Annotated in this window: 14 protein-coding genes; 11 read left to right on the top strand and 3 right to left on the bottom strand. The window is 69.5% G+C overall.

Annotated features, from left to right (window positions below; genetic code table 11):
* Nucleotides 1-53: 53 nt before the first annotated feature.
* The 5 genes from JI739_RS17670 to purH all read left to right on the top strand — a co-directional run bounded on the left by JI739_RS17670 (nt 54) and on the right by purH (nt 5,190).
* Entirely contained in the window at nt 54-1,064 is a 1,011-nt protein-coding gene (locus JI739_RS17670; RefSeq protein WP_201685258.1) for a dihydrodipicolinate synthase family protein, read from the top strand.
* A 13-nt stretch (nt 1,065-1,077) separates the two neighbouring features.
* On the top strand, nt 1,078-2,052 hold the full coding sequence (locus tag JI739_RS17665; protein WP_201685257.1) for a Bug family tripartite tricarboxylate transporter substrate binding protein: 975 nt from the start codon (nt 1,078-1,080) through the stop codon (nt 2,050-2,052).
* Between the two features lie 158 nt (nt 2,053-2,210).
* Complete coding sequence (dusB, locus tag JI739_RS17660; RefSeq protein WP_201685256.1) at nt 2,211-3,269, top strand: tRNA dihydrouridine synthase DusB; 1,059 nt, start codon at nt 2,211-2,213, stop codon at nt 3,267-3,269.
* Nucleotides 3,266-3,502: a Fis family transcriptional regulator gene (locus JI739_RS17655; RefSeq protein ID WP_201685255.1), complete on the top strand. Its 237-nt coding sequence runs from the start codon at nt 3,266-3,268 to the stop codon at nt 3,500-3,502. The genes dusB and JI739_RS17655 overlap by 4 nt, the downstream gene beginning before the upstream one ends.
* Nucleotides 3,503-3,618: 116 nt before the next feature.
* Nucleotides 3,619-5,190, top strand: a complete 1,572-nt coding sequence (gene purH, locus JI739_RS17650; protein WP_201685254.1) for a bifunctional phosphoribosylaminoimidazolecarboxamide formyltransferase/IMP cyclohydrolase — start codon at nt 3,619-3,621, stop codon at nt 5,188-5,190.
* 27 nt (nt 5,191-5,217) lie between these two features.
* Here the strand turns inward: purH and hemL are convergent, their stop codons facing one another.
* Both hemL and thiD read right to left on the bottom strand, forming a co-directional pair.
* Nucleotides 5,218-6,531: a glutamate-1-semialdehyde 2,1-aminomutase gene (gene hemL, locus JI739_RS17645; protein ID WP_201685253.1), complete on the bottom strand. Its 1,314-nt coding sequence runs from the start codon at nt 6,529-6,531 to the stop codon at nt 5,218-5,220.
* Nucleotides 6,515-7,453, bottom strand: coding sequence for a bifunctional hydroxymethylpyrimidine kinase/phosphomethylpyrimidine kinase (thiD, locus tag JI739_RS17640; protein WP_201685252.1), 939 nt, complete (start codon nt 7,451-7,453; stop codon nt 6,515-6,517). The genes hemL and thiD overlap by 17 nt, the downstream gene beginning before the upstream one ends.
* A 114-nt stretch (nt 7,454-7,567) precedes the next feature.
* Here thiD and JI739_RS17635 point away from each other — a divergent pair, with 114 nt between their 5' ends.
* The 6 genes from JI739_RS17635 to JI739_RS17610 all read left to right on the top strand — a co-directional run bounded on the left by JI739_RS17635 (nt 7,568) and on the right by JI739_RS17610 (nt 17,209).
* A complete protein-coding gene (locus JI739_RS17635) occupies nt 7,568-7,720 on the top strand; it encodes a rubredoxin (protein WP_201685436.1) in 153 nt (50 codons plus the stop codon).
* Between the two features lie 58 nt (nt 7,721-7,778).
* Nucleotides 7,779-8,165, top strand: coding sequence for a response regulator (locus JI739_RS17630; RefSeq protein WP_201685251.1), 387 nt, complete (start codon nt 7,779-7,781; stop codon nt 8,163-8,165).
* 5 nt (nt 8,166-8,170) lie between these two features.
* Nucleotides 8,171-8,536, top strand: a complete 366-nt coding sequence (locus tag JI739_RS17625) for a response regulator transcription factor (RefSeq protein WP_201685250.1) — start codon at nt 8,171-8,173, stop codon at nt 8,534-8,536.
* A 7-nt stretch (nt 8,537-8,543) separates the two neighbouring features.
* Nucleotides 8,544-9,074, top strand: a complete 531-nt coding sequence (locus JI739_RS17620) for a chemotaxis protein CheW (RefSeq protein WP_201685249.1) — start codon at nt 8,544-8,546, stop codon at nt 9,072-9,074.
* Between the two features lie 140 nt (nt 9,075-9,214).
* Nucleotides 9,215-11,323, top strand: coding sequence for a methyl-accepting chemotaxis protein (locus tag JI739_RS17615; RefSeq protein ID WP_236589851.1), 2,109 nt, complete (start codon nt 9,215-9,217; stop codon nt 11,321-11,323).
* Nucleotides 11,324-11,341: 18 nt separating this feature from the next.
* Nucleotides 11,342-17,209: a hybrid sensor histidine kinase/response regulator gene (locus JI739_RS17610; RefSeq protein ID WP_201685247.1), complete on the top strand. Its 5,868-nt coding sequence runs from the start codon at nt 11,342-11,344 to the stop codon at nt 17,207-17,209.
* Here the strand turns inward: JI739_RS17610 and JI739_RS17605 are convergent.
* Nucleotides 17,179-18,675, bottom strand: a complete 1,497-nt coding sequence (locus JI739_RS17605; RefSeq protein ID WP_201685246.1) for a cryptochrome/photolyase family protein — start codon at nt 18,673-18,675, stop codon at nt 17,179-17,181. The two genes, JI739_RS17610 and JI739_RS17605, sit on opposite strands and share 31 nt — an antisense overlap.
* Nucleotides 18,676-18,687 lie beyond the last annotated feature (12 nt).

Genomic DNA, 18,687 nt, shown 5'->3' with positions numbered 1-18,687 from the left:
GGCTTTGTGGCGGCACGGGTCCTGTGTGCGGCCACGTGCTCTGGAGGTCATCCATGAATGCAGGTTTTTCGGATCGCAGGGGTTTGAGCCACCGGCTCTACACGGCGCTGGTGCTGCCCTTGAAGGACGGCTACGACATCGATGAAGACGGGCTGCGCCGGCTGGTGCGCTACTACGTGCAGCACCGGTTTGCGCAGGTCGGCGGGCTGATCGCCAACCCGGAGGCGGGTGAGATCTCCTACCTCACGCGGGACGAGAAGCGCCGCGTGCTGGAGATCGTGCTCGAGGAGGCGGCGGGCAAGCTGCCGGTGCTGGCGGGCACCTTCGCCTGGACCACCCGCGAGGTGATCCAGACGGCCCAGGACGCGAAGGCGATCGGCGCCCACGGCATCTTCGTGATTCCGCCGGCCGGATCGATGGACGTGTCGGTGGCATGGGACGCGGCGCGTTACCCCGAGGTGTGGCTCGACCAGATCAAGGACCAGGATCGCGCGGTCGACTTGCCGATGTTCGCGCATCCCATCTCCAACATGACGCCCCAGTGGGGCCTGGGCCTGCCGCTGGAGCCCACGCTGAAGATCTGCCGCGAGGTGCCCAACATGGTGGGTTGGAAGATGACCTACTCGCCCCAGGGCGCGCGACTGATCGGCCGGGCCCTGCGCGAGCACGCGCCGGAGGTCGCCATCCTGCCGTCCAGCGCCCACTTCTTCCACGATTACCTGGCCTCGGGATGGCAGTTCGACGGAGCGATCAGCGGCTCGTTCAACTACGCCATGGAGTCGATGCTGGCCCACATCGAGGCCTTTGGTCGCAACGACCTCGTCGCCGCTCGCGAGGTCTGGAATTCGGGCATGGCCCGCCTGCACGAGTACGTCTACTCCGAGCCGGGCCGCCTGCATGTGCGCTACAAGATCGCGGCCTGGCTCCGGGGCCTGATCGACTCGCCCTTGATGCGGGCACCGATGCCGCGCCCCCGCGAGGAAGAGATCCGCGCTCTTGCCCGCCTGATGTCCGCCAGCGGCATCGAGGTCGTTCGCAAGGACCTCACGTCTTCGGCTTTCTGAACCCATGATGCATATGAACACTCGCCGACTCCTGATCCTGGGCGCGACGCTGTCCGCCGCCCTCTGCGCGATGCCCCTGCAGGCGCAGACCAGCTTCCCCACCAAGCCGATCCGCCTGGTCGTGCCGTTCCCTCCGGGGGGCTCCACCGACGTCGCCGCCCGGGCCTTGGGCGAGCGACTCGGCCGTGACCTGGGCCAGCCGGTCGTGGTGGAGAACAAGCCGGGCGCCGGCACCACCGTCGCCGCCGCGCACGTCGCCAGCTCGCCGGCCGATGGCCACACGCTCTACATCACCGGCACCATCACGCATGGCTCCGCGGCCGCGCTCTACTCGCGGCTGCCGTACGACCCGGTGAAATCGTTCGCGCCGGTGGCGTTGGTCACGCAATCTCCGTTCGTGGTGGTGGTGAACGCCGCCTCCAGGTTCAACAGCCTGGCCGACCTGGTCGCGGCGGGGCGTGCCGAGCCCGGCGGCGTCTCCTACGGCTCCAGCGGCAACGGTGCCGCGCCGCACCTGGCGACCGAAATGCTGGCCCGGTCGGCGGGGGTGAAGTTCCTGCACGTCCCGTACAAGGGCGTGGGGCCGGCGCTCACGGCGCTGCTGGGCAACGACGTGCAGTTCGCCATCTCCGACGTCGGGGCCGTGCCGCACATCAAGGCGGGCAAGCTGCGCGCGCTGGCGGTGTTGAGTGCCGGTCCGTCGCCGCTGATCGCCGGTGTTCCCGGCATGGCCCAGGCGGGCTTCAAGGACGTCGACATCTCGAGCAACCTGGGCATCATGGCGCCGGCCGGCACGCCCGCGGACGTGGTTGCGAAACTCAATGCCGCGATCAACCAGGCGCTGGGCGAGGAGGAGCTTCGGGCACGGCTGGTTCCGCTGGGGCAGGAGCCTTCCCCTCGCACCGCTGAAGAATTCGGCCGCATCCTCGCGGGCGATGTGGCGAAGTACCGCAACATCGTGAGGGACGTGGGAATCAAGATCGATTGATCGATTGATCGACAGCCGGCGGGCGGGGGGGCAAGGTCGCACGGCCCCCTGAGCCGCGGCGCGGGCCTGCTGCACTGCGGCAATAAAGCCGCAAAGATTTCGCAAGCCAAAAAGCGGAGCGCCTACAATCGCGCCTCTTTTTTCAGCACGCCCTTTGCATGAACATCGGCCCCTTCCCCCTGCCGAACAACGTGTTCGCAGCGCCGATGGCGGGCGTGACCGATCGCCCCTTCCGCCAGTTGTGCCGCCGCCTCGGCGCCGGCCATGCCGTGAGCGAGATGGTGACCTCGCGCCGCGAGCTGTGGAACAGCCTGAAGACCTCGCGCCGCGCCGACCACACGGGCGAGCCCGGCCCCATCGCCGTGCAGATCGCCGGCACGGAAGCGGCCGAGATGGCCGAGGCCGCGCTCTACAACATCGAGCGCGGCGCGCAGATCATCGACATCAACATGGGCTGCCCGGCCAAGAAGGTCTGCAACAAGTGGGCCGGCTCCGCGCTGATGCAGGACGAGCCGCTGGCCGTGTCGATTGCCCGCGCCGTGGTCGATGCCTGCGCCCCGCATGGCGTGCCGGTCACGCTGAAGATGCGGACCGGCTGGTCGCAGCAGCGGCGCAATGCGGTGCCGCTGGCGCGTGCCTTCGAGGACGTGGGCGTGCAGATGCTCACGGTGCACGGCCGCACCCGTGAGCAGGGCTACAAGGGGCGGGCCGAGTACGAGACCATCGCCGCGGTCAAGGCCGCGGTGCGCATCCCGGTGGTGGCCAACGGCGACATCGACTCCGCACCCAAGGCCCGCGAGGTGCTGGCCGCCACCGGCGCCGACGCCGTGATGATCGGCCGCGCGGCGCAGGGCCGGCCGTGGATCTTTCGTGAGGTGGTGCATTTCCTGGCCACCGGCCAGCCGCTCGCGCGGCCGCTGGTCGGCGAGGTCAAGCGCCTGCTGCTGCAGCACCTGCAGGACCACTACGGCCTCTACGGCGAATTCAGCGGCGTGCGCAGCGCGCGAAAGCACATCGGCTGGTACGTTCGCACGCTGCCCGGGGGCGAGGGCCTTCGGGAACACATCAACAGACTGGACGACTGCCAGGCGCAGCTTCGGGCAGTGGCCGACTACTTCGACCAGCTGGCGCTGTTCGGCGACCGGCTGCCCGAGGCCGCGGCCGAGGAACCACACGAGGAGAGCGCCGACGATGCGATCGGCGCGCAGGACGCATGAGCAAGAAGCACATCGAGGAGTGCGTGCGCACGAGCCTGGAAGGTTATTTCCGGGACTTGCGCGGCATCGAACCCAGCGACATGTACGAGATGCTGGTCAAGGTGGTGGAAAAGCCGCTGCTGGAGGTGGTGATGTCCAAGGCCGAGCACAACCAGTCCCGGGCGGCCGAGTGGCTGGGCCTGAACCGCAACACGCTGCGCAAGAAGCTACTGGAGCACAAGCTCCTGAAGTAAAGGTGGTCCACCCGGAAGCGCCTTCGGCAAAGCCGGTTCCGCGGTGGCCCTGGTGGTCGGTCACCTCTCGCGTGCCGCGCCGGTGCTCTCGAAGCTTTAAGAACTGAAGTGACCCTATGAACGCTCTGATTTCCGTATCCGACAAGACCGGCGTCCTCGAACTGGCTCGCGGCCTGCAGGCCCTGGGTGTGAGCCTGATCTCCACCGGCGGCACCGCGCGCCTGCTGCAGGACGCCGGGCTGCCGGTCACCGAAGTGGCCGAGGTGACCGGGTTTCCCGAGATGCTCGATGGCCGGGTCAAGACCCTGCACCCGATGGTGCACGGCGGCTTGCTCGCCCGGCGCGACGTGCCCGAGCACATGGCGGCCCTGCGGGCCCACGGCATCGGCACCATCGACCTGCTGGTGGTCAACCTGTACCCGTTCGAGGCAACGGTGGCCAAGCCCGGTTGCGCGCTGGAGGATGCGATCGAGAACATCGACATCGGCGGCCCGGCCATGGTGCGCAGCGCCGCCAAGAACTGGAAGGACGTGGGCGTGCTCACGGATGCCTCGCAATACGAGCCGGTGCTGGCCGAGTTGCGCGAGCACGGCAAGCTCTCGGACAAGACGCGTTTCGCGCTGTCGGTGGCGGCCTTCAACCGCATCAGCAACTACGACGCGGCGATCAGCGACTACCTCTCCGGCCTGCAGGAAGACGGCAGCCGCGCTCTGTTTCCGGCGCAGTCCAACGGCCGCTTCGTCAAGTTGCAGGACCTGCGATACGGCGAGAACCCGCACCAGCAGGCGGCGTTCTACCGCGACCTGTACCCGGCGCCAGGCTCCCTGGTGAGCGCGCAGCAGCTGCAGGGCAAGGAGCTCTCGTACAACAACATCGCCGATGCGGACGCGGCCTGGGAATGCGTCAAGAGTTTCGACACGCCGGCCTGCGTGATCGTCAAGCACGCCAACCCCTGCGGCGTGGCAGTGGGCGAGGGTGTGCTGCAGGCCTACGAGAAGGCGTTCAAGACCGATCCCACCTCGGCCTTCGGCGGCATCATCGCCTTCAACCGCGCCCTCGACGGCGCCACCGCGCAGGCGGTGAGCAAGCAGTTCGTCGAGGTGCTGATCGCCACCGACTTCACGCCCGAGGCGCTGGAGGTGTTCCGAGCCAAGGCCAATGTGCGGCTGTTGCGCATCGAGCTGCCACCCGGCGGGGCCACCGACTGGGCGCGCGGGCGCAATGCCGTGGACGTCAAGCGCATCGGCTCGGGGCTGCTGATGCAGACGGCGGACAACCGCGAGCTCTCGATCGATGAACTGAAGGTGGTGACGCGGCTGCAGCCCACGCCGCAGCAGTTGCAGGACCTGCTCTTCGCCTGGAAGGTGGCCAAGTACGTGAAGTCCAATGCCATCGTCTTCTGCAAGGACGGCATGACCATGGGCGTGGGTGCCGGGCAGATGAGCCGGCTCGACTCGGCCCGCATTGCCAGCATCAAGGCCCAGCACGCCGGCCTGTCGCTGCAAGGGACGGCCGTCGCCAGCGACGCGTTCTTCCCGTTCCGGGATGGCCTGGACGTGGTGGTCGATGCGGGGGCCAGCTGCGTCATCCACCCGGGGGGCAGCATGCGCGACGCCGAGGTGATCGCCGCGGCCGATGAGCGCGGCGTGGCGATGGTGTTCACCGGCGTGCGGCATTTCCGGCACTGAACCGGCGCGGCCGCCCAGCGGCGGCCGTCAGCCCGTGCGCAGGGTGGCGAAGACCTCGCGCGCGGCTTCCACGGTGGTGGCGATGTCGTCCTCGGTGTGGGCCGCGCTCACGAAGCCGGCTTCGTACAAAGCCGGCGCGATGTACACGCCGCGCTCCAGCAGGCCGTGGAACAGCCGGTTGAAGCGCGACGAATCGCTGGTCATCACGGTCTGGTAGTCCTGCGGCAGAGAGGACAGCAGGAAGAAGCCGAACATGCCGCCTTCGCAATCGACGCTGAACTCGACGCCTTCGGACCGGGCCACGATGGACAGGCCGTCGACCAGCGAACGCGTGCGAGCCGCCAGGGCGTCGAAGAAGCCCGGTTGCGCGATCTGCTCCAGGGTGGCCAGCCCGCAGGCGGTGGCGATGGGATTGCCCGACAGCGTGCCGGCCTGGTAGACCGGGCCCAGCGGCGCGAGCTGCTCCATCAGGGCGCGAGGGCCGCCGAAGGCCGCCAGCGGCATGCCGCCGCCAATGACCTTGCCGAGCACGGTGAGGTCGGGACGGAAGCCCGGGATCTGCCGCCCGTAGATCGACTGCGCGCCGCCGAGTGCCACGCGAAAGCCCGTCATCACCTCGTCGAACACGAGCAGCGCGCCATGCTGGTCGCACAGCTCGCGGCAGCGGCGCATGAAGGGCACGCTGGCGCGCACGAAGTTCATGTTGCCGGCGATGGGCTCGATGACCAGGCAGGCGATTTCGCTGCCGTACAGGCCGAAGGCCTGCTCCAGCTGATCGATGTCGTTGTAGGGCAGCACGGTGGTGTGCTGCGCGACCTCGGCCGGCACGCCGGCGCTGGTCGGATGGCCGAACGTGGCGAGGCCCGAGCCGGCCTTCACCAGCAGCGAGTCGGCGTGGCCGTGGTAGCAACCCTCGAACTTGACGATGCGCGAGCGGCCGGTGGCGCCGCGCGCGAGGCGGATCGCGCTCATGGCGGCTTCGGTCCCGGAGCTGACCAGCCGCACCATCTCGAGGCTGGGCATCAGGTGGACGATGGCCTCGGCCAGCTGCACCTCGCGCTCGGTCGGCGCGCCGAACGAAAAACCGTCCTGCACCGCCTGCTGCACGGCTTCGACCACGGCGGGATGGCCGTGGCCCAGGATCATGGGTCCCCAGGACCCGATGTAGTCGATGTAGCGCTGCCCGTTGGCGTCCCAGAAGTACGCGCCCTGCGCGCGCTGCACGAAGCGCGGCGTGCCGCCGACGGCGCGAAAGGCCCGCACCGGCGAATTGACCCCGCCGGGGATCAACTCGCGGGCGCGGTCGAAGAGTTCCTGGTTGCGGTCAATGCTTGGTGTCATGGGCGGGCATGTCGAAGACCTGCAGGGCCTGCGCTTCTTCTGGGGTCACGGACTCGCCTTCCGCAGCTTCCGGTTGCGCCCAGAACAGCCGGTCCGGCACGACGTGGCCCATGCCGGGGCGAAAGCCCGCGTCCAGGGACTGGTCGAGGTATTCGAGCGCTTCGGTGAAGGCGGACGTGAGGTCGGCGCCGTTGGCCACCAGGGCCGCCAGCGCCGCGCTGAGGGTATCGCCGGCGCCGCTGAACACGGCCTCGAAGCGCTCGAACCGCTGGCTGGCCAGCACGGCCACGGGCGTGCACAGCACGTTGTCGATGAACTGGTCGGGCAAGGGGATGCCGGTGACCACGGTGTAGGAGACGCCGGCATCGCCGGCCGCCTTCGCGATGTCGCGTGCGGTGGGGCTGCGCTCACCGCTCCAATCGGGCAGCAGCCAGCGCCACAGGGTGCTGTGGTTGCCGACCAACACGGTCGTCTGCGGTAGCAGGAGCTCCCGGAAGGCGTCGAGATAGAGGTCCGCCTGCGACTCGTCCCACCACGAAAGGCTGGGCATGTAGGCGATCACGGGCAGGTCGGTGTAGTCGGTGGCCACGCCGGCGATGACGCCGACGGCCTCGGGCGTGCCGGCGAAGCCGACCTTGATCACTTGCACCGGCACGTCCTCGAGGATGCCGCGCGCCTGTTCGGCCACGGCTTCATCGTCGAACGGGAAGTGGTCGAAGATGTCCGCGGTGTCGCGTGCGTACGCGCCACAGGTGACCGGCAGCGGATGGGCGCCGACCGACACGATGGCCGACACGTCGGCCGCCAGTCCGGCGGCCCCGCTCGGGTCGCCCGCATTGAAGCAGATCACGCAGGGCGGCCCGGCGTCGATGGACTCGTCGCCGGCAGCATCTTCAGGGGTGGGAGGAGTGGGCGTGGTCATGTGCCTGTGAGCATCACGCTTGTGCGCAACTTGCGAGTGCGAAGAAAGCGCGTCGATACAATCGTTGCATTCTATTGGAAGCCCTTTTAAGCTGTGACCGAAGCAAAAACCTGGATGTGTCTGATCTGCGGATGGATCTATGACGAGGCGGCCGGCGCACCAGACCACGGTATCCCTGCAGGTACCCCGTGGGCCGATGTCCCGATGAACTGGACCTGTCCCGAGTGTGGAGCCCGCAAGGAAGATTTCGAGATGGTCCAGATTTGACGGGGCTGCGCTGTGACGAATCGCGCCCGTTGACAAGAAGACGACAGGAGCGGGATCAGTGAGTACTCAATCGGCCCTGAAGGTGCTGGTGATCGACGACAGCAACACCATTCGGCGCAGCGCCGAAATCTTTCTCAAGCAAGGGGGGCACGAGGTGATGCTCGCCGAAGACGGCTTCGATGCCCTGTCGAAGATCAGCGAGTACCAGCCCCACCTGATCTTCTGCGACATCCTCATGCCGCGGCTGGATGGTTACCAGACCTGCGCGATCATCAAGCGCAACGAACGGTTCGCCGGGGTGCCGGTCGTGATGCTCTCCTCCAAGGACGGTGTGTTCGACAAGGCGCGTGGTCGCATGGTCGGCTCGCAGGACTACCTCACCAAGCCCTTTACCAAAGACCAACTGCTGCAGACGGTGCAGCAGTTTTCCCCCATCCCGGAGTGATTGAGATGCCCATCACCAACGTCCTCGTCGTGGACGACTCGAAGACCGAGTTGATGTTCATGACGGACTTGCTGCAAAGAAACGGCTATTCGGTGCGCACCGCCGAGAATGCCGACGACGCCATGCGGCGCCTCGACGAAGGCAAGCCCGACCTCATCCTGATGGATGTCGTCATGCCCGGGCAGAACGGTTTCCAGCTCACCCGCACCATCACGCGCGACCCGCGGTTCGCCGGCATGCCGGTGATCATGTGCACCAGCAAGAACCAGGAGACCGACCGCGTCTGGGGCATGCGCCAGGGTGCGCGCGACTACGTCACCAAGCCGGTCGACCCAGGCGAGCTGATCGCCAAGATCAAAGCCCTGGGCTGAGTCCGCCGTGGGCAATCGCGACGCGTTGCGCGAACTCCAGGCGCGCCTGGCCGATCGCCTGCAGGCGGCCCGCTCCGAAGGGATCCAGGCCTCCTGGCTTGCCGTCCAGGCGGGCGGCGTCAACTACCTGCTGCCACTCGCGCAATCGGGCGAGATCTTTCCCATGGCCGGTTGGCAGCCGGTGCCCTACACCCGGCCGTGGTTCCTCGGCGTGGCCAACCTGCGCGGTGGCCTCTGGGGCGTGGTCGACCTGGCCAGCTTCGTCTCGGGACAGCCGCCACAGCAGCGGGCCGACCACGTCAGGCTGCAGTCGCGGCTGGTTTCGTTGAACACCATCCTCGACGTCAACTGCGCCCTCCTGGTCGAGCGCCTGACCGGGCTGCGCGGGCTTGACGGTTTCGTTCAGTCGCAGCCGGCCGCTCCGGACGCGCCCGCCTACTTCGCCAGCCGTTACACCGACGCGCAAGGCGAGACCTGGCAGGAAATCAACCTGCAGGCTTTGTCGCAGCAACCGCAGTTCATCAGCATCAGCGCTTAACGAGAGAAGAGACATCCATGGCCTTGCTCGATCCCTTCAAGAGCCTCTTGCGACCTGCCGCGGCCGGCGCGTCGGCTGGCACGGGCGTGCGCGACAGCGACCCGACGCTGCCGGCGCGAACCTGGCGCCACCCCGAGGACATGCCGCTCGATTCCGGCTTCGGCTTCGAGGCCGAGGCGGCCGAACCGATCGAGGTGCCGCTGCTGGGACGGCGCACGGTGGTGGCCCACCAGCGCATGCTGTTCGCCGGGCTGGTGGTCAGCCTGCTCGTGCTGGGCGGCGTGGCCGCCGTGGCCGTCCGCCAGGCCGACCAGGTGGCCCAGCAGGTGGCCGCCACCGGGCAATCATTGATGCAGTCCCAGCGCCTGGCCAAGTCGGCATCGCAGGCGCTGGTGGGCAGCGCGCAGGCTTTTCCCGACGTGAAGGAGAGCGCGCAGGTGCTGGCCCGCACCGTCAAGGGCCTCAAGTCTGGCGACGACGGGCTGCGGCTCAAGCCGGTGGCCGGAAGCTATGCCGGCAACCTCGACACCATCATGCCGCTGATGGAACGCGCCGAGCGCAACGCCGGGGTGATCATGGGGCAGGAAAAGGTGCTGACCCAGGTCGGCAGTGCCTTGCGCATCATCAACCGCCAGACCGCCGATCTGCTGGAGATCAGCGAAACCGTCTCGTCCATCAAGCTGCAGCAGAACGCCTCGGCGGCCGAGATCTCTTCCGCCGGCCAGCTGATCATGCTCACCCAGCGCATCGGCAAGTCGGCCAACGAATTCCTCACCATGGAAGGTGTGAGCCCGGAGGCCGTGTTCCTGCTGGGGCGTGACCTCAAGACTTTCCGCGAAGTCGCCCAGGGGCTGCTCGACGGCAGCCCCGAGCTGCGCTTGCCGCCCACGCGCGATGCGCAGGCCCGCGAGCAGCTCAAGAACCTGATCGCCACCTACGAGGGCACCCGCACCGAGGCCGGCGCGATTCTCGACAACCTGCAGGGGCTGGTGGCGGCCCGCGAAGCGCAGCTGGCGGTGCTGGCTGACAGCGAACCCTTGCGCCGTGCGCTGGAAGAGCTCCAGGCGGAGCTGTCCGGGCACACCGGGCTGGGTGCGGGTGCGCTGGCGGCGCTCGTCATCGCGGCCATCATCGCCATCGGCTGCTCGGTCGGACTGGCCTTCGTGCAGTTGCAGGACAGCCGCCGCCGCCAGAGCATCGCCGAGTCGCAGAAGGCGGAAGCCGAGCGGCAGCAGCAGGAAGCGCGGCGGGTGAACGACGCCAACCAGGCGGCGATCCTGCGGCTGATGAACGAGTTGCAGACCGTGGCCGAAGGCGACCTCACGCAGGAGGCGACCGTGACCGAGGACATCACCGGCGCCATCGCCGACTCGGTGAACTACACGGTCGAGGAGCTGCGGCAGCTGGTGGGCAACGTGCAGAGCACGGCGACCCGGGTGGCGCAGACCACCGCACTCGTCGAGAGCACCTCCACCGAGCTGCTGGCCGCATCGACCGAGCAACTGCGCGAGATCCGGGAAACCGGCCAGTCGGTGCTCGACATGGCCAGCCGCATCAACCAGGTGTCCGGCCAGGCGCAGGAGTCGGCCCAGGTCGCGCGCCAGTCGCTGGTCGCCGCCGAATCCGGGCTGCGGGCCGTGCAGAACGCCATCGGCGGCATGAACGCCATTCGCGACCAGATCCAGGAGACCTCCAAGCGCATCAAGCGGCTGGGCGAGTCGTCGCAGGAGATCGGCGAGATCACCGAGCTGATTTCCGACATCACCGAGCAGACCAACGTGCTGGCCCTGAACGCCGCCATCCAGGCCGCGTCCGCGGGCGAAGCCGGTCGCGGCTTCTCGGTGGTGGCCGAGGAAGTGCAGCGCCTGGCCGAGCGCTCCGCCGACGCCACGCGCCAGATCGCGGCCCTGGTCAAGACCATCCAGACCGACACCCAGGACGCGGTGGCCGCCATGGAGCGCTCCACGCAGGGCGTGGTCGAGGGGGCGAAGCTCTCCGACAACGCCGGTGCCGCCCTGACCCAGATCGACCAGGTCTCGCGCCGGTTGGCCGAGCTGATCGAGCAGATCTCGGCCTCGGCCTCCAGGGAGGCCGATTCCGCCAACGTGGTGGCCGGCAGCATCCAGCACATCTTCGCGGTCACCGAGCAGACCGGGGAAGGCACCCGTTCGACCGCCCAGCAGGTGCGCGAGCTCTCGCGCATGGCCGACGAGCTGCGCCAGTCGGTCGCGCGTTTCAAGATCGTCTGACGCGGCGCGTCCCCTGCCATGCAAGCCCAAGACACCGGACACGATCTCGCCATTCACGACCTGGGTCCGTTGGCCTGGGTGCTGGATGAACTGCGCAAATCGCTCGAAGCCTCTTGTTCGGCGCTGCGACGGTTCCTGCGCGAGGCCGCCCAGGCCCAGGCCGAGCAGGCCGAGCAGGGGCCGGTCGACTCCGCGCAGTTGCGCATCGCGCGCCAGCACCTGCACCAGGCGTTGGGCGCCCTGGAGATGGTGGGGCTGCGCGCCCCCGCGCAGGTCCTGCGGGCCATGGAAGCCGCGCTGCAGGCCTTCGTGCAGCGCCCGCAGCAGTGCGATGACGTGGCCTTCCTCAAGATCGAACGCGCCGGTCTGGCGCTGATTGAATTCCTCGAGGCGCTGCTGGCGGGTAAACAGTTGTCGGCCGTGGCCCTGTTTCCGCAGTACCGCGACGTGCTGGCGCTCAGCGGGGCCGAGCGCGTGCACCCGGCGGACCTGTGGTCGCTCGACTGGCGCTGGCACCATCCCGAGCTGCCCGAGGGTGTGCAGCCGCTGGCCTATGCGCCGGCGCTGCGGTCCCGGATGGACCAGGCCGTGCTGCGCATCGTCAAGTCCTTCGACAGCGTGGCGGCGCTAGAGCTCAGTCGAATCACCCTGGGGCTGGCGGCGGCTCAGCCGCAGCGGCAGGCGCGGGTGTTCTGGCAGGTTTGCGCCGCCTATTTCGAGGCGGTGGCCCTGGGCCGGCTGCCGGCCGACCTGTACGTCAAGCGCGCCGCTTCGCGCGTGCTGGTCCAGTACGCCCAGTTGGCCAAGGGCGACCCCGGCGTCTCCGAGCGCCTGGCCCAGGACCTGGTCTTCTTCTGCGGCCAGGCCGGCGTGGCCTCGGCAGACGAGGCACCCCTGCTGCACGCCGTGCGCCGGGCCTGGGGCCTGGAAGCCCTGGCGTCCGTCGACTACGAACGCGAGCAGTTCGGCCGATTCGACACGGCCGGCCTGGCCCAGGTGCGCAAGCGCATTGCGGCGGCCAAGGACATCTGGTCGCAGCTGGCCGGCGGCGAGCCCGTGCGGCTGCGCAGCTGCGCCGATCACTTTCGCCAGCTCGGCGAGGCGCTGGTGCGGCTGCACCCCGGCTCCGCCCGGCTGGCCAAGGCCTTGCAGGCGGTCGGCGAGGAGGTGACGCAGTCCACGGTGTTGCCCGCGCCCGAACTGGCCATGGAGGTCGCGACGGCGGTGCTGTACCTCGATGCGGCCTTCCAGGACCTGGACCAGGACGAAGCGGTGCTGCGCTCGCGTGCCCAGCGGCTCGCCGAGCGGCTGGACCGCGCGCGGCAGGGCGGCTCGCCCGAGGCGCTGGAGACCTGGATGGAGGAGCTCTATCGCCGGGTCAGCGATCGCCAGACCATGGGCAGTGTGGTGGGCGAGCTGCGCGGCGTGCTCGGCGAGATCGAGAAGGACCTGGACGCCTTCTTCCGCGAGCCGCACGAGCGGGCTCCGCTCCAGGCGGTCCCCGCTCGGCTGGTGCAGATGCGTGGCGTGCTGTCGGTGCTCGGCCTGCACCAGGCCGACCAGGCCGTGTTGCGCATGCGGGCGGAGATCGACGCCCTGCTGATGGGCAGCGTGCAGCCGCCCGAAGGCTTCGAGACGCTGGGCAACAACCTTGGCGCCCTGGGCTTCCTCATCGACATGCTGAATTACCAGCCCGTGCTGGCCAAGAAGCTGTTCGTGTTCGATGCGGCGGTGGGCGAGCTGCGGCCGCTGATGGGGCGTGCCGCGCCGGCCGAACGGCGGGTGCCGCGCCCTGCGGCGATACCGGCGGACCAGCGGCCCGGGCTGCCGGCGCCGCCTGCGGCCGACGCTTCGACGACGAGTGCCGAGCAGCCGGTTGCGCAGGTGACGATGCCGTCCGCGCCGGACACCCCCGACACACCGGACACGGCCCCGGATGCCGCGCCGGATACCGGGGTCGACGACGAGCTACTCGAGATCTTCCTGGAGGAGGCTCGCGAAGTGGTGCAGGGCGCCAGCGCCTCGCTGGCCTTGTTGCGTCGCCAGCCAGGCGAGCTGGGCGAACTCACGGGCGTGCGCCGCGCCTTCCATACCCTCAAGGGCAGCTCGCGCATGGTCGGTCTGGCCGAATTCGGCGAAGCGGCCTGGGCGCTGGAGCAGGTGTTCAACGCCTGGCTGGCCGAGCACCCCTGCGCCAGCGAAGACCTGCTGGCCTTGGCCGCGCCCGCCTTGACGGGATTCGGACGATGGGTCGAGGACATCGCGGCCGGCCGCGATTCCGGCTGGCGCGCCGCGATGTTCAGGACGCCGGCCGATGCGTTTCGGCGCGGCGAACCGCTGCAGCCGCTGGTCTTCCCGGAGCAGGCCGAGGGGGCGGGCGAAGCTCCGCCGGCCGTGCTCAGCGACACGCCAGAGATGGTGGACGCCGCCGCATCCGCGCCCGCGTCGCCGTCGGCCGAAGAACCGGCGGTACTCGACTTCGACGGATTCGGCGAGGTCGAAGAGGTCGTGCTGGGCGGCGCCGAGCCGCTGGACGACACCCCTGTCGCCAAGCCGGCGGAGCTCCATGAATTCGAGGCGAGCATCGAGCCGCTTGCCTGGCCCGAGACGGCGGACGAACCCGCCGAGATGAAGCTGTCCGATGCCGGCGTCGAACGGACCCTCCACCAGGAGGGCCTGTCGTCGCACGACATGCACGGCCTCGAGGTGACGGAAGGCCAGGACGACGACGCGCTCGATGCCTGGACAGCCGCGCACCAGGAACCTGCATGGCCGCAGCCTGTCGAAGCGGTCGCCGAGCCGGTGGCGCAGCCGCCCGGACAATGGGTTGGGCAGGCTCTTGCCGAAGCTCCGTTCGCCGAAGCTGCGTTCGCCGAAGAGGCGCCGCCGATAGAGCCGTTGCCGTCGGCGCTGGAACTGCCCGAGCTACCGGCCACCGCAGCCGCTGCACCAGAGGCGCCGGAACTCGCCCAGGCGATCGACGAGTCCTCTGAGCCTGCGCCCGCCGTGAGTTCCGACATGCCTGAAGAGGCGCGGGTTGCAGACCTGCCGGAGGTCTTCGCGGGCGAGCCCGCCGAGGAGCACGTGCGGGTGATCGGTTCGCTGCGGATCGGCATCCCCCTCTACAACGTCTACCTGAACGAAGCCGACGAGTGGTCTCGTCGCCTGCAGCTCGAGCTGTCGGAGTGGGCGCTCGAAACCACCACCGAACTGCCCGAAAGCGCAGTGGCCATGGCGCATTCGCTGGCGGGCAGCTCGGCCACGATCGGCTTCCACGCCCTGTCCGGCGTCGCGCGCACGCTGGAGCACGCCCTGGTGCAGACCCGGGCGCGGGGTGTCGGCTCGGTACGGCACGGTGCGGTCTATAACCGCGCGGCCGAGGAAATCCGCCGCCTGCTGCACCAGTTCGCGGCCGGCTTCTTGAAGCAGCCCGACCTCAGCGTGGTCCAGGATCTCCTGGCGCTGGACACCGAGCCCGGCACGCCGGCCGCGGCCGCACCGGAGGTCACCACGCTGCCGTCCACGGCCGCACCGGTGATGCGCGTTGTGGCCAGCCTCGACGACCAGCGCGACGGGATCGATGCCGTCGACGCCGTCGACTGCGACCTCTTCCCGATCTTCGAGGAAGAAGCCGCCGAACTGCTGCCGCAGCTCGGCGGTGCGTTGCGCCAGTGGCATGCGCGTCCCACCAACCGCAGTGCGCGAGAGGCGGTGCTGCGCTGCCTGCACACGCTCAAGGGCAGCGCCCGCCTCGCGGGCGCGCTGCGCCTGGGCGAAATGGCGCATCGGCTGGAGTCGCTGGTGGAGCAGGTCGGCGCCGATGCGGTGACCGAAGCCGACATCGATCCGCTGTTGCAGCGCTTCGACGCGATGCAGTCCGCCTACGAGCAACTGCGGGTGCCCGCGAGCCATGTTCCGGCGGAGGTGGAGGCATCGGGAACTCCGCCCGAGCCGGCGCAGCCGCAGGAAACCGTCCCGGCGCCGGTTGCGCAGGCGGGCGGGCTGGCCGCGCCGGTCAGCACCTCGCTGGCCGCCCGGCGGGTCTCGGCCAGCCAGCAGGTCCGGGTGCGCTCGCACCTGCTCGATCGCCTGATGAACCAGGCTGGCGAGGTCATGATCAGCCGTTCGCGGCTGGAGGACGAACTGCGCAGCCTGCGTACCTCCCTGCACGAGCTCACGGGCAATCTCGAGCGCCTTCGCGGGCAGCTGCGCGACGTGGAGTTGCAGGCCGAGGTGCAGATGCAGACCCGGCTGGCACAGGCCAAGGACAGCACCTCCAACTTCGATCCGCTCGAGTTCGACCGCTTCACCCGCATGCAGGAACTCACCCGCATGATGGCCGAGTCGGTCAACGACATCGGCACCGTGCAGCGCAACCTGCAGCGCACCGTGGAGGCCACCGAGGACGACCTGGCGGCGCAGGCGCGTCAGACCCGTGAGCTTCAGCGCGACCTGCTGCGCACGCGGATGGTCGAATTCGAGGCGATCGCCGACCGGCTGTACCGGGTGGTCCGCCAGGCCAGCAAGGACACCGGGCGCCCGGTCAAGCTGGACATCGAGGGCGGCTCCATCGAAGTCGACCGCGGCGTGCTCGATCGCATGACGCCTGCCTTCGAGCATCTGCTGCGCAATTGCGTGGCGCATGGCATCGAAGAGCCGGCGATCCGGTCGGCGGCCGGCAAGGACGCGACGGGCCAGATTCGCATCGTGCTGGGCCACGAGGGCAACGACGTGTCCGTCGAGTTCCGCGACGACGGCGCCGGGCTCGACCTCTCGCGTATCCGCCAGCGCGCAGTCGAACAGGGGCTGCTCCCCGCCGACGGCACCCCGGGCGACGACGAGATCGCGCAGCTGATCTTCTCGCCAGGCTTCAGCACCGTGACCCACGTCACCGAACTGGCTGGCCGCGGCATCGGCATGGACGTGGTGCGGGCCGACGTCGACGCCCTGGGCGGACGCATCGAGATCGACAGCCGCCCGGGTGCGGGTGCCAGCTTCCGGCTGGTGCTGCCCCTGACCACGGCGGTCACGCAGGTGGTCATGCTGCGCAGCGGCCAGCTGTCGGTGGGGGTGCCCGCCAACCTGGTGGAGATCGTGCGCCGGGCCGGACCGGCCGAGCTCGAGCGGGCCTACGCCGAGTCGCGCTTCATCCACGACGGCGAGGAACTCCCGTTCTTCTGGGGCGGTGCGCTGCTGCAGTCGTCGGCCCGCAGCGCCGAGACCGGCCGCAGCCTGCCGGTGGTGATCTTCCGAAGCGCCTCGCGCCGCGTGGCGGTGCACGTCGATGAAGTGCTCGGCAGCCAGGAAGTCGTGGTGAAGAACCTGGGGCCGCAGCTCTCGCGCCTGCCGGGCCTGGCCGGCATGTCGGTGCTGCCCTCCGGGGCCGTGGTGCTGATCTACAACCCGGTGGCGCTGGCCGCCGTGTACGGGGAGCAGGCCCTGCAGTTCAGCGCGGGCCAGCCGGTCGCCGGTGAGGCGGGGCCGCTGGCGATGGCCGCGCCCCGCGTGCCCCTGGTGCTGGTGGTGGACGATTCCATCACCGTGCGACGCATCACGCAGCGCCTGCTGCAGCGCGAGGGCTACCGCGTTGCCCTGGCGGCCGATGGCTTGCAGGCATTGGAGCGGCTGGCCGAGGAGACGCCGGCCGTGGTGCTGTCGGACATCGAGATGCCGCGCATGGACGGCTTCGACCTGGCCCGCAACATCCGGGGCGACGTGCGCTGGGCCGAGCTGCCCATCGTGATGATCACCTCGCGCATCGCCGAAAAGCACCGCGAGCATGCGCGCCAGCTCGGCGTGCGCCACTACCTGGGCAAGCCGTACTCCGAAGATGAGCTGCTGGGCCTGGTACGGCGCTACTGCGCGGCCGCCTTGACCACCGCGTAGCGGCGCAGGGTGCGCTCCCGTGCGGCCGCGTGGTCCACCACCGGCCGCGGATAGTCCAGGCCCAGCCGCACACCCGCCTGCGCAAGCTGTGCGGAAGACGCGGTCCATGGGGCATGCAGCGCCGCCCCTTCCAGGCCAGCCAGCTCGGGCACGTAGCGGCGGATGAAACGGCCGTCGGTGTCGAATCGCCGGCTTTGCGTCACGGGGTTGAAGATGCGGAACCAGGGCTGCGCATCGCACCCCGAGGAGCTCGCCCACTGCCAGCCGCCGTTGTTCGACGCCAGTTCGAAGTCGTTCAGCAGGCGGGCGAACCAGCGCTCGCCCGAGCGCCAGTCCAGCCCCAGGTCCTTGCACAGGAAACTGGCGGCCACCATGCGCAGGCGGTTGTGCATGTAACCCGTGCTGGCCAGTTGCCGCATCGCGGCGTCCACCAGCGGGTAGCCGGTGCGGCCTTCGCACCAGGCTGCGAACAGCGCGTCGGCCCCGGGGCCGCGTTCCCATTCGATCGCGTCGTATTCACGGCGAAACGAGTGGCTGCCGCCGGAGGCGTCGGCCACATGCGCGAAGTTGGCCAGGATCTGGAAGTAGAACTCCCGCCAGATCAGCTCCTTGAGCCAGGTGGCGGCGCCGGCGCTGCCCCGTGCGGCGCGCTGCCGCGCCGCGCCTGCCGCCTGCCGGATCGACAGGGTGCCGAAGCGCAGGTGCACACCGAGGTAGCTGGGCCCGCGCAACGCCGGGAAATCGCGCAGCTCGTGGTAGCGGTCGATCCGTTCGGCGAAGTTCTCGAGGAGCTTGGACGCGCCCTCGATCCCCGCCGGGATCGGCAGCGCGGCAGGCTCGAACCCGATCTCGCTGAGCAGGGGAACGGGCCGGCCGTATGTCGCGGGCCGGTCCGCGAGCGCGTGGGCATGCGGCTCGACGGCATGCGGCTCGAAGTCGACATCGTCCGCCTTGGCCAGCCAGGCTCGCTGGTAGGGGGTGAACACCGAGAACGGGGTGCCCGCCTGGGTCAGCACCTCGCGGCGCTCGAAGATCGTGTGGTCCTTGAAGGTGTGCAGCGCGATGCCGGCCGCGGTGAGCGCGGCACGCACCCCGGCGTCGCGGGCCAGCGCGGCCGGCTCGTCATCGTGGTTGGCGAACACCGCCTGCACGCGCAGCTCGCGTGCCAGGCGCGGCACCTCGTCGGCCGCGGCGGCGTGGCGGACGATCAGCCCGGCCTGCGCCGAGCCGGCCAGCGTCCGCAGCGCCTCGTCCAGTTGCACCAGGGATTCGCGGATGAAGCTCACGCGCCGGTCCTGGCGCGGCAAGGGGTCGAGGATGGGGCGGTCGAAGACGAAGACCGCGTGCACGCGCGCGCAGTGGCGCAGGGCCTGGGCCAGCGCGACGTTGTCGTGGGCGCGCAGGTCGCGCCGGAACCACATCAGTCCGGCCGCGTGGGGCTTGTCTGGCGGGCCGGACGGGGGCATCGGATCAAGGGG

The organism is Ramlibacter aurantiacus (assembly GCF_016722895.1).
Classification (GTDB): domain Bacteria; phylum Pseudomonadota; class Gammaproteobacteria; order Burkholderiales; family Burkholderiaceae_C; genus Ramlibacter; species Ramlibacter aurantiacus.
This window is presented reverse-complemented; position numbering and strand designations above follow the sequence as displayed.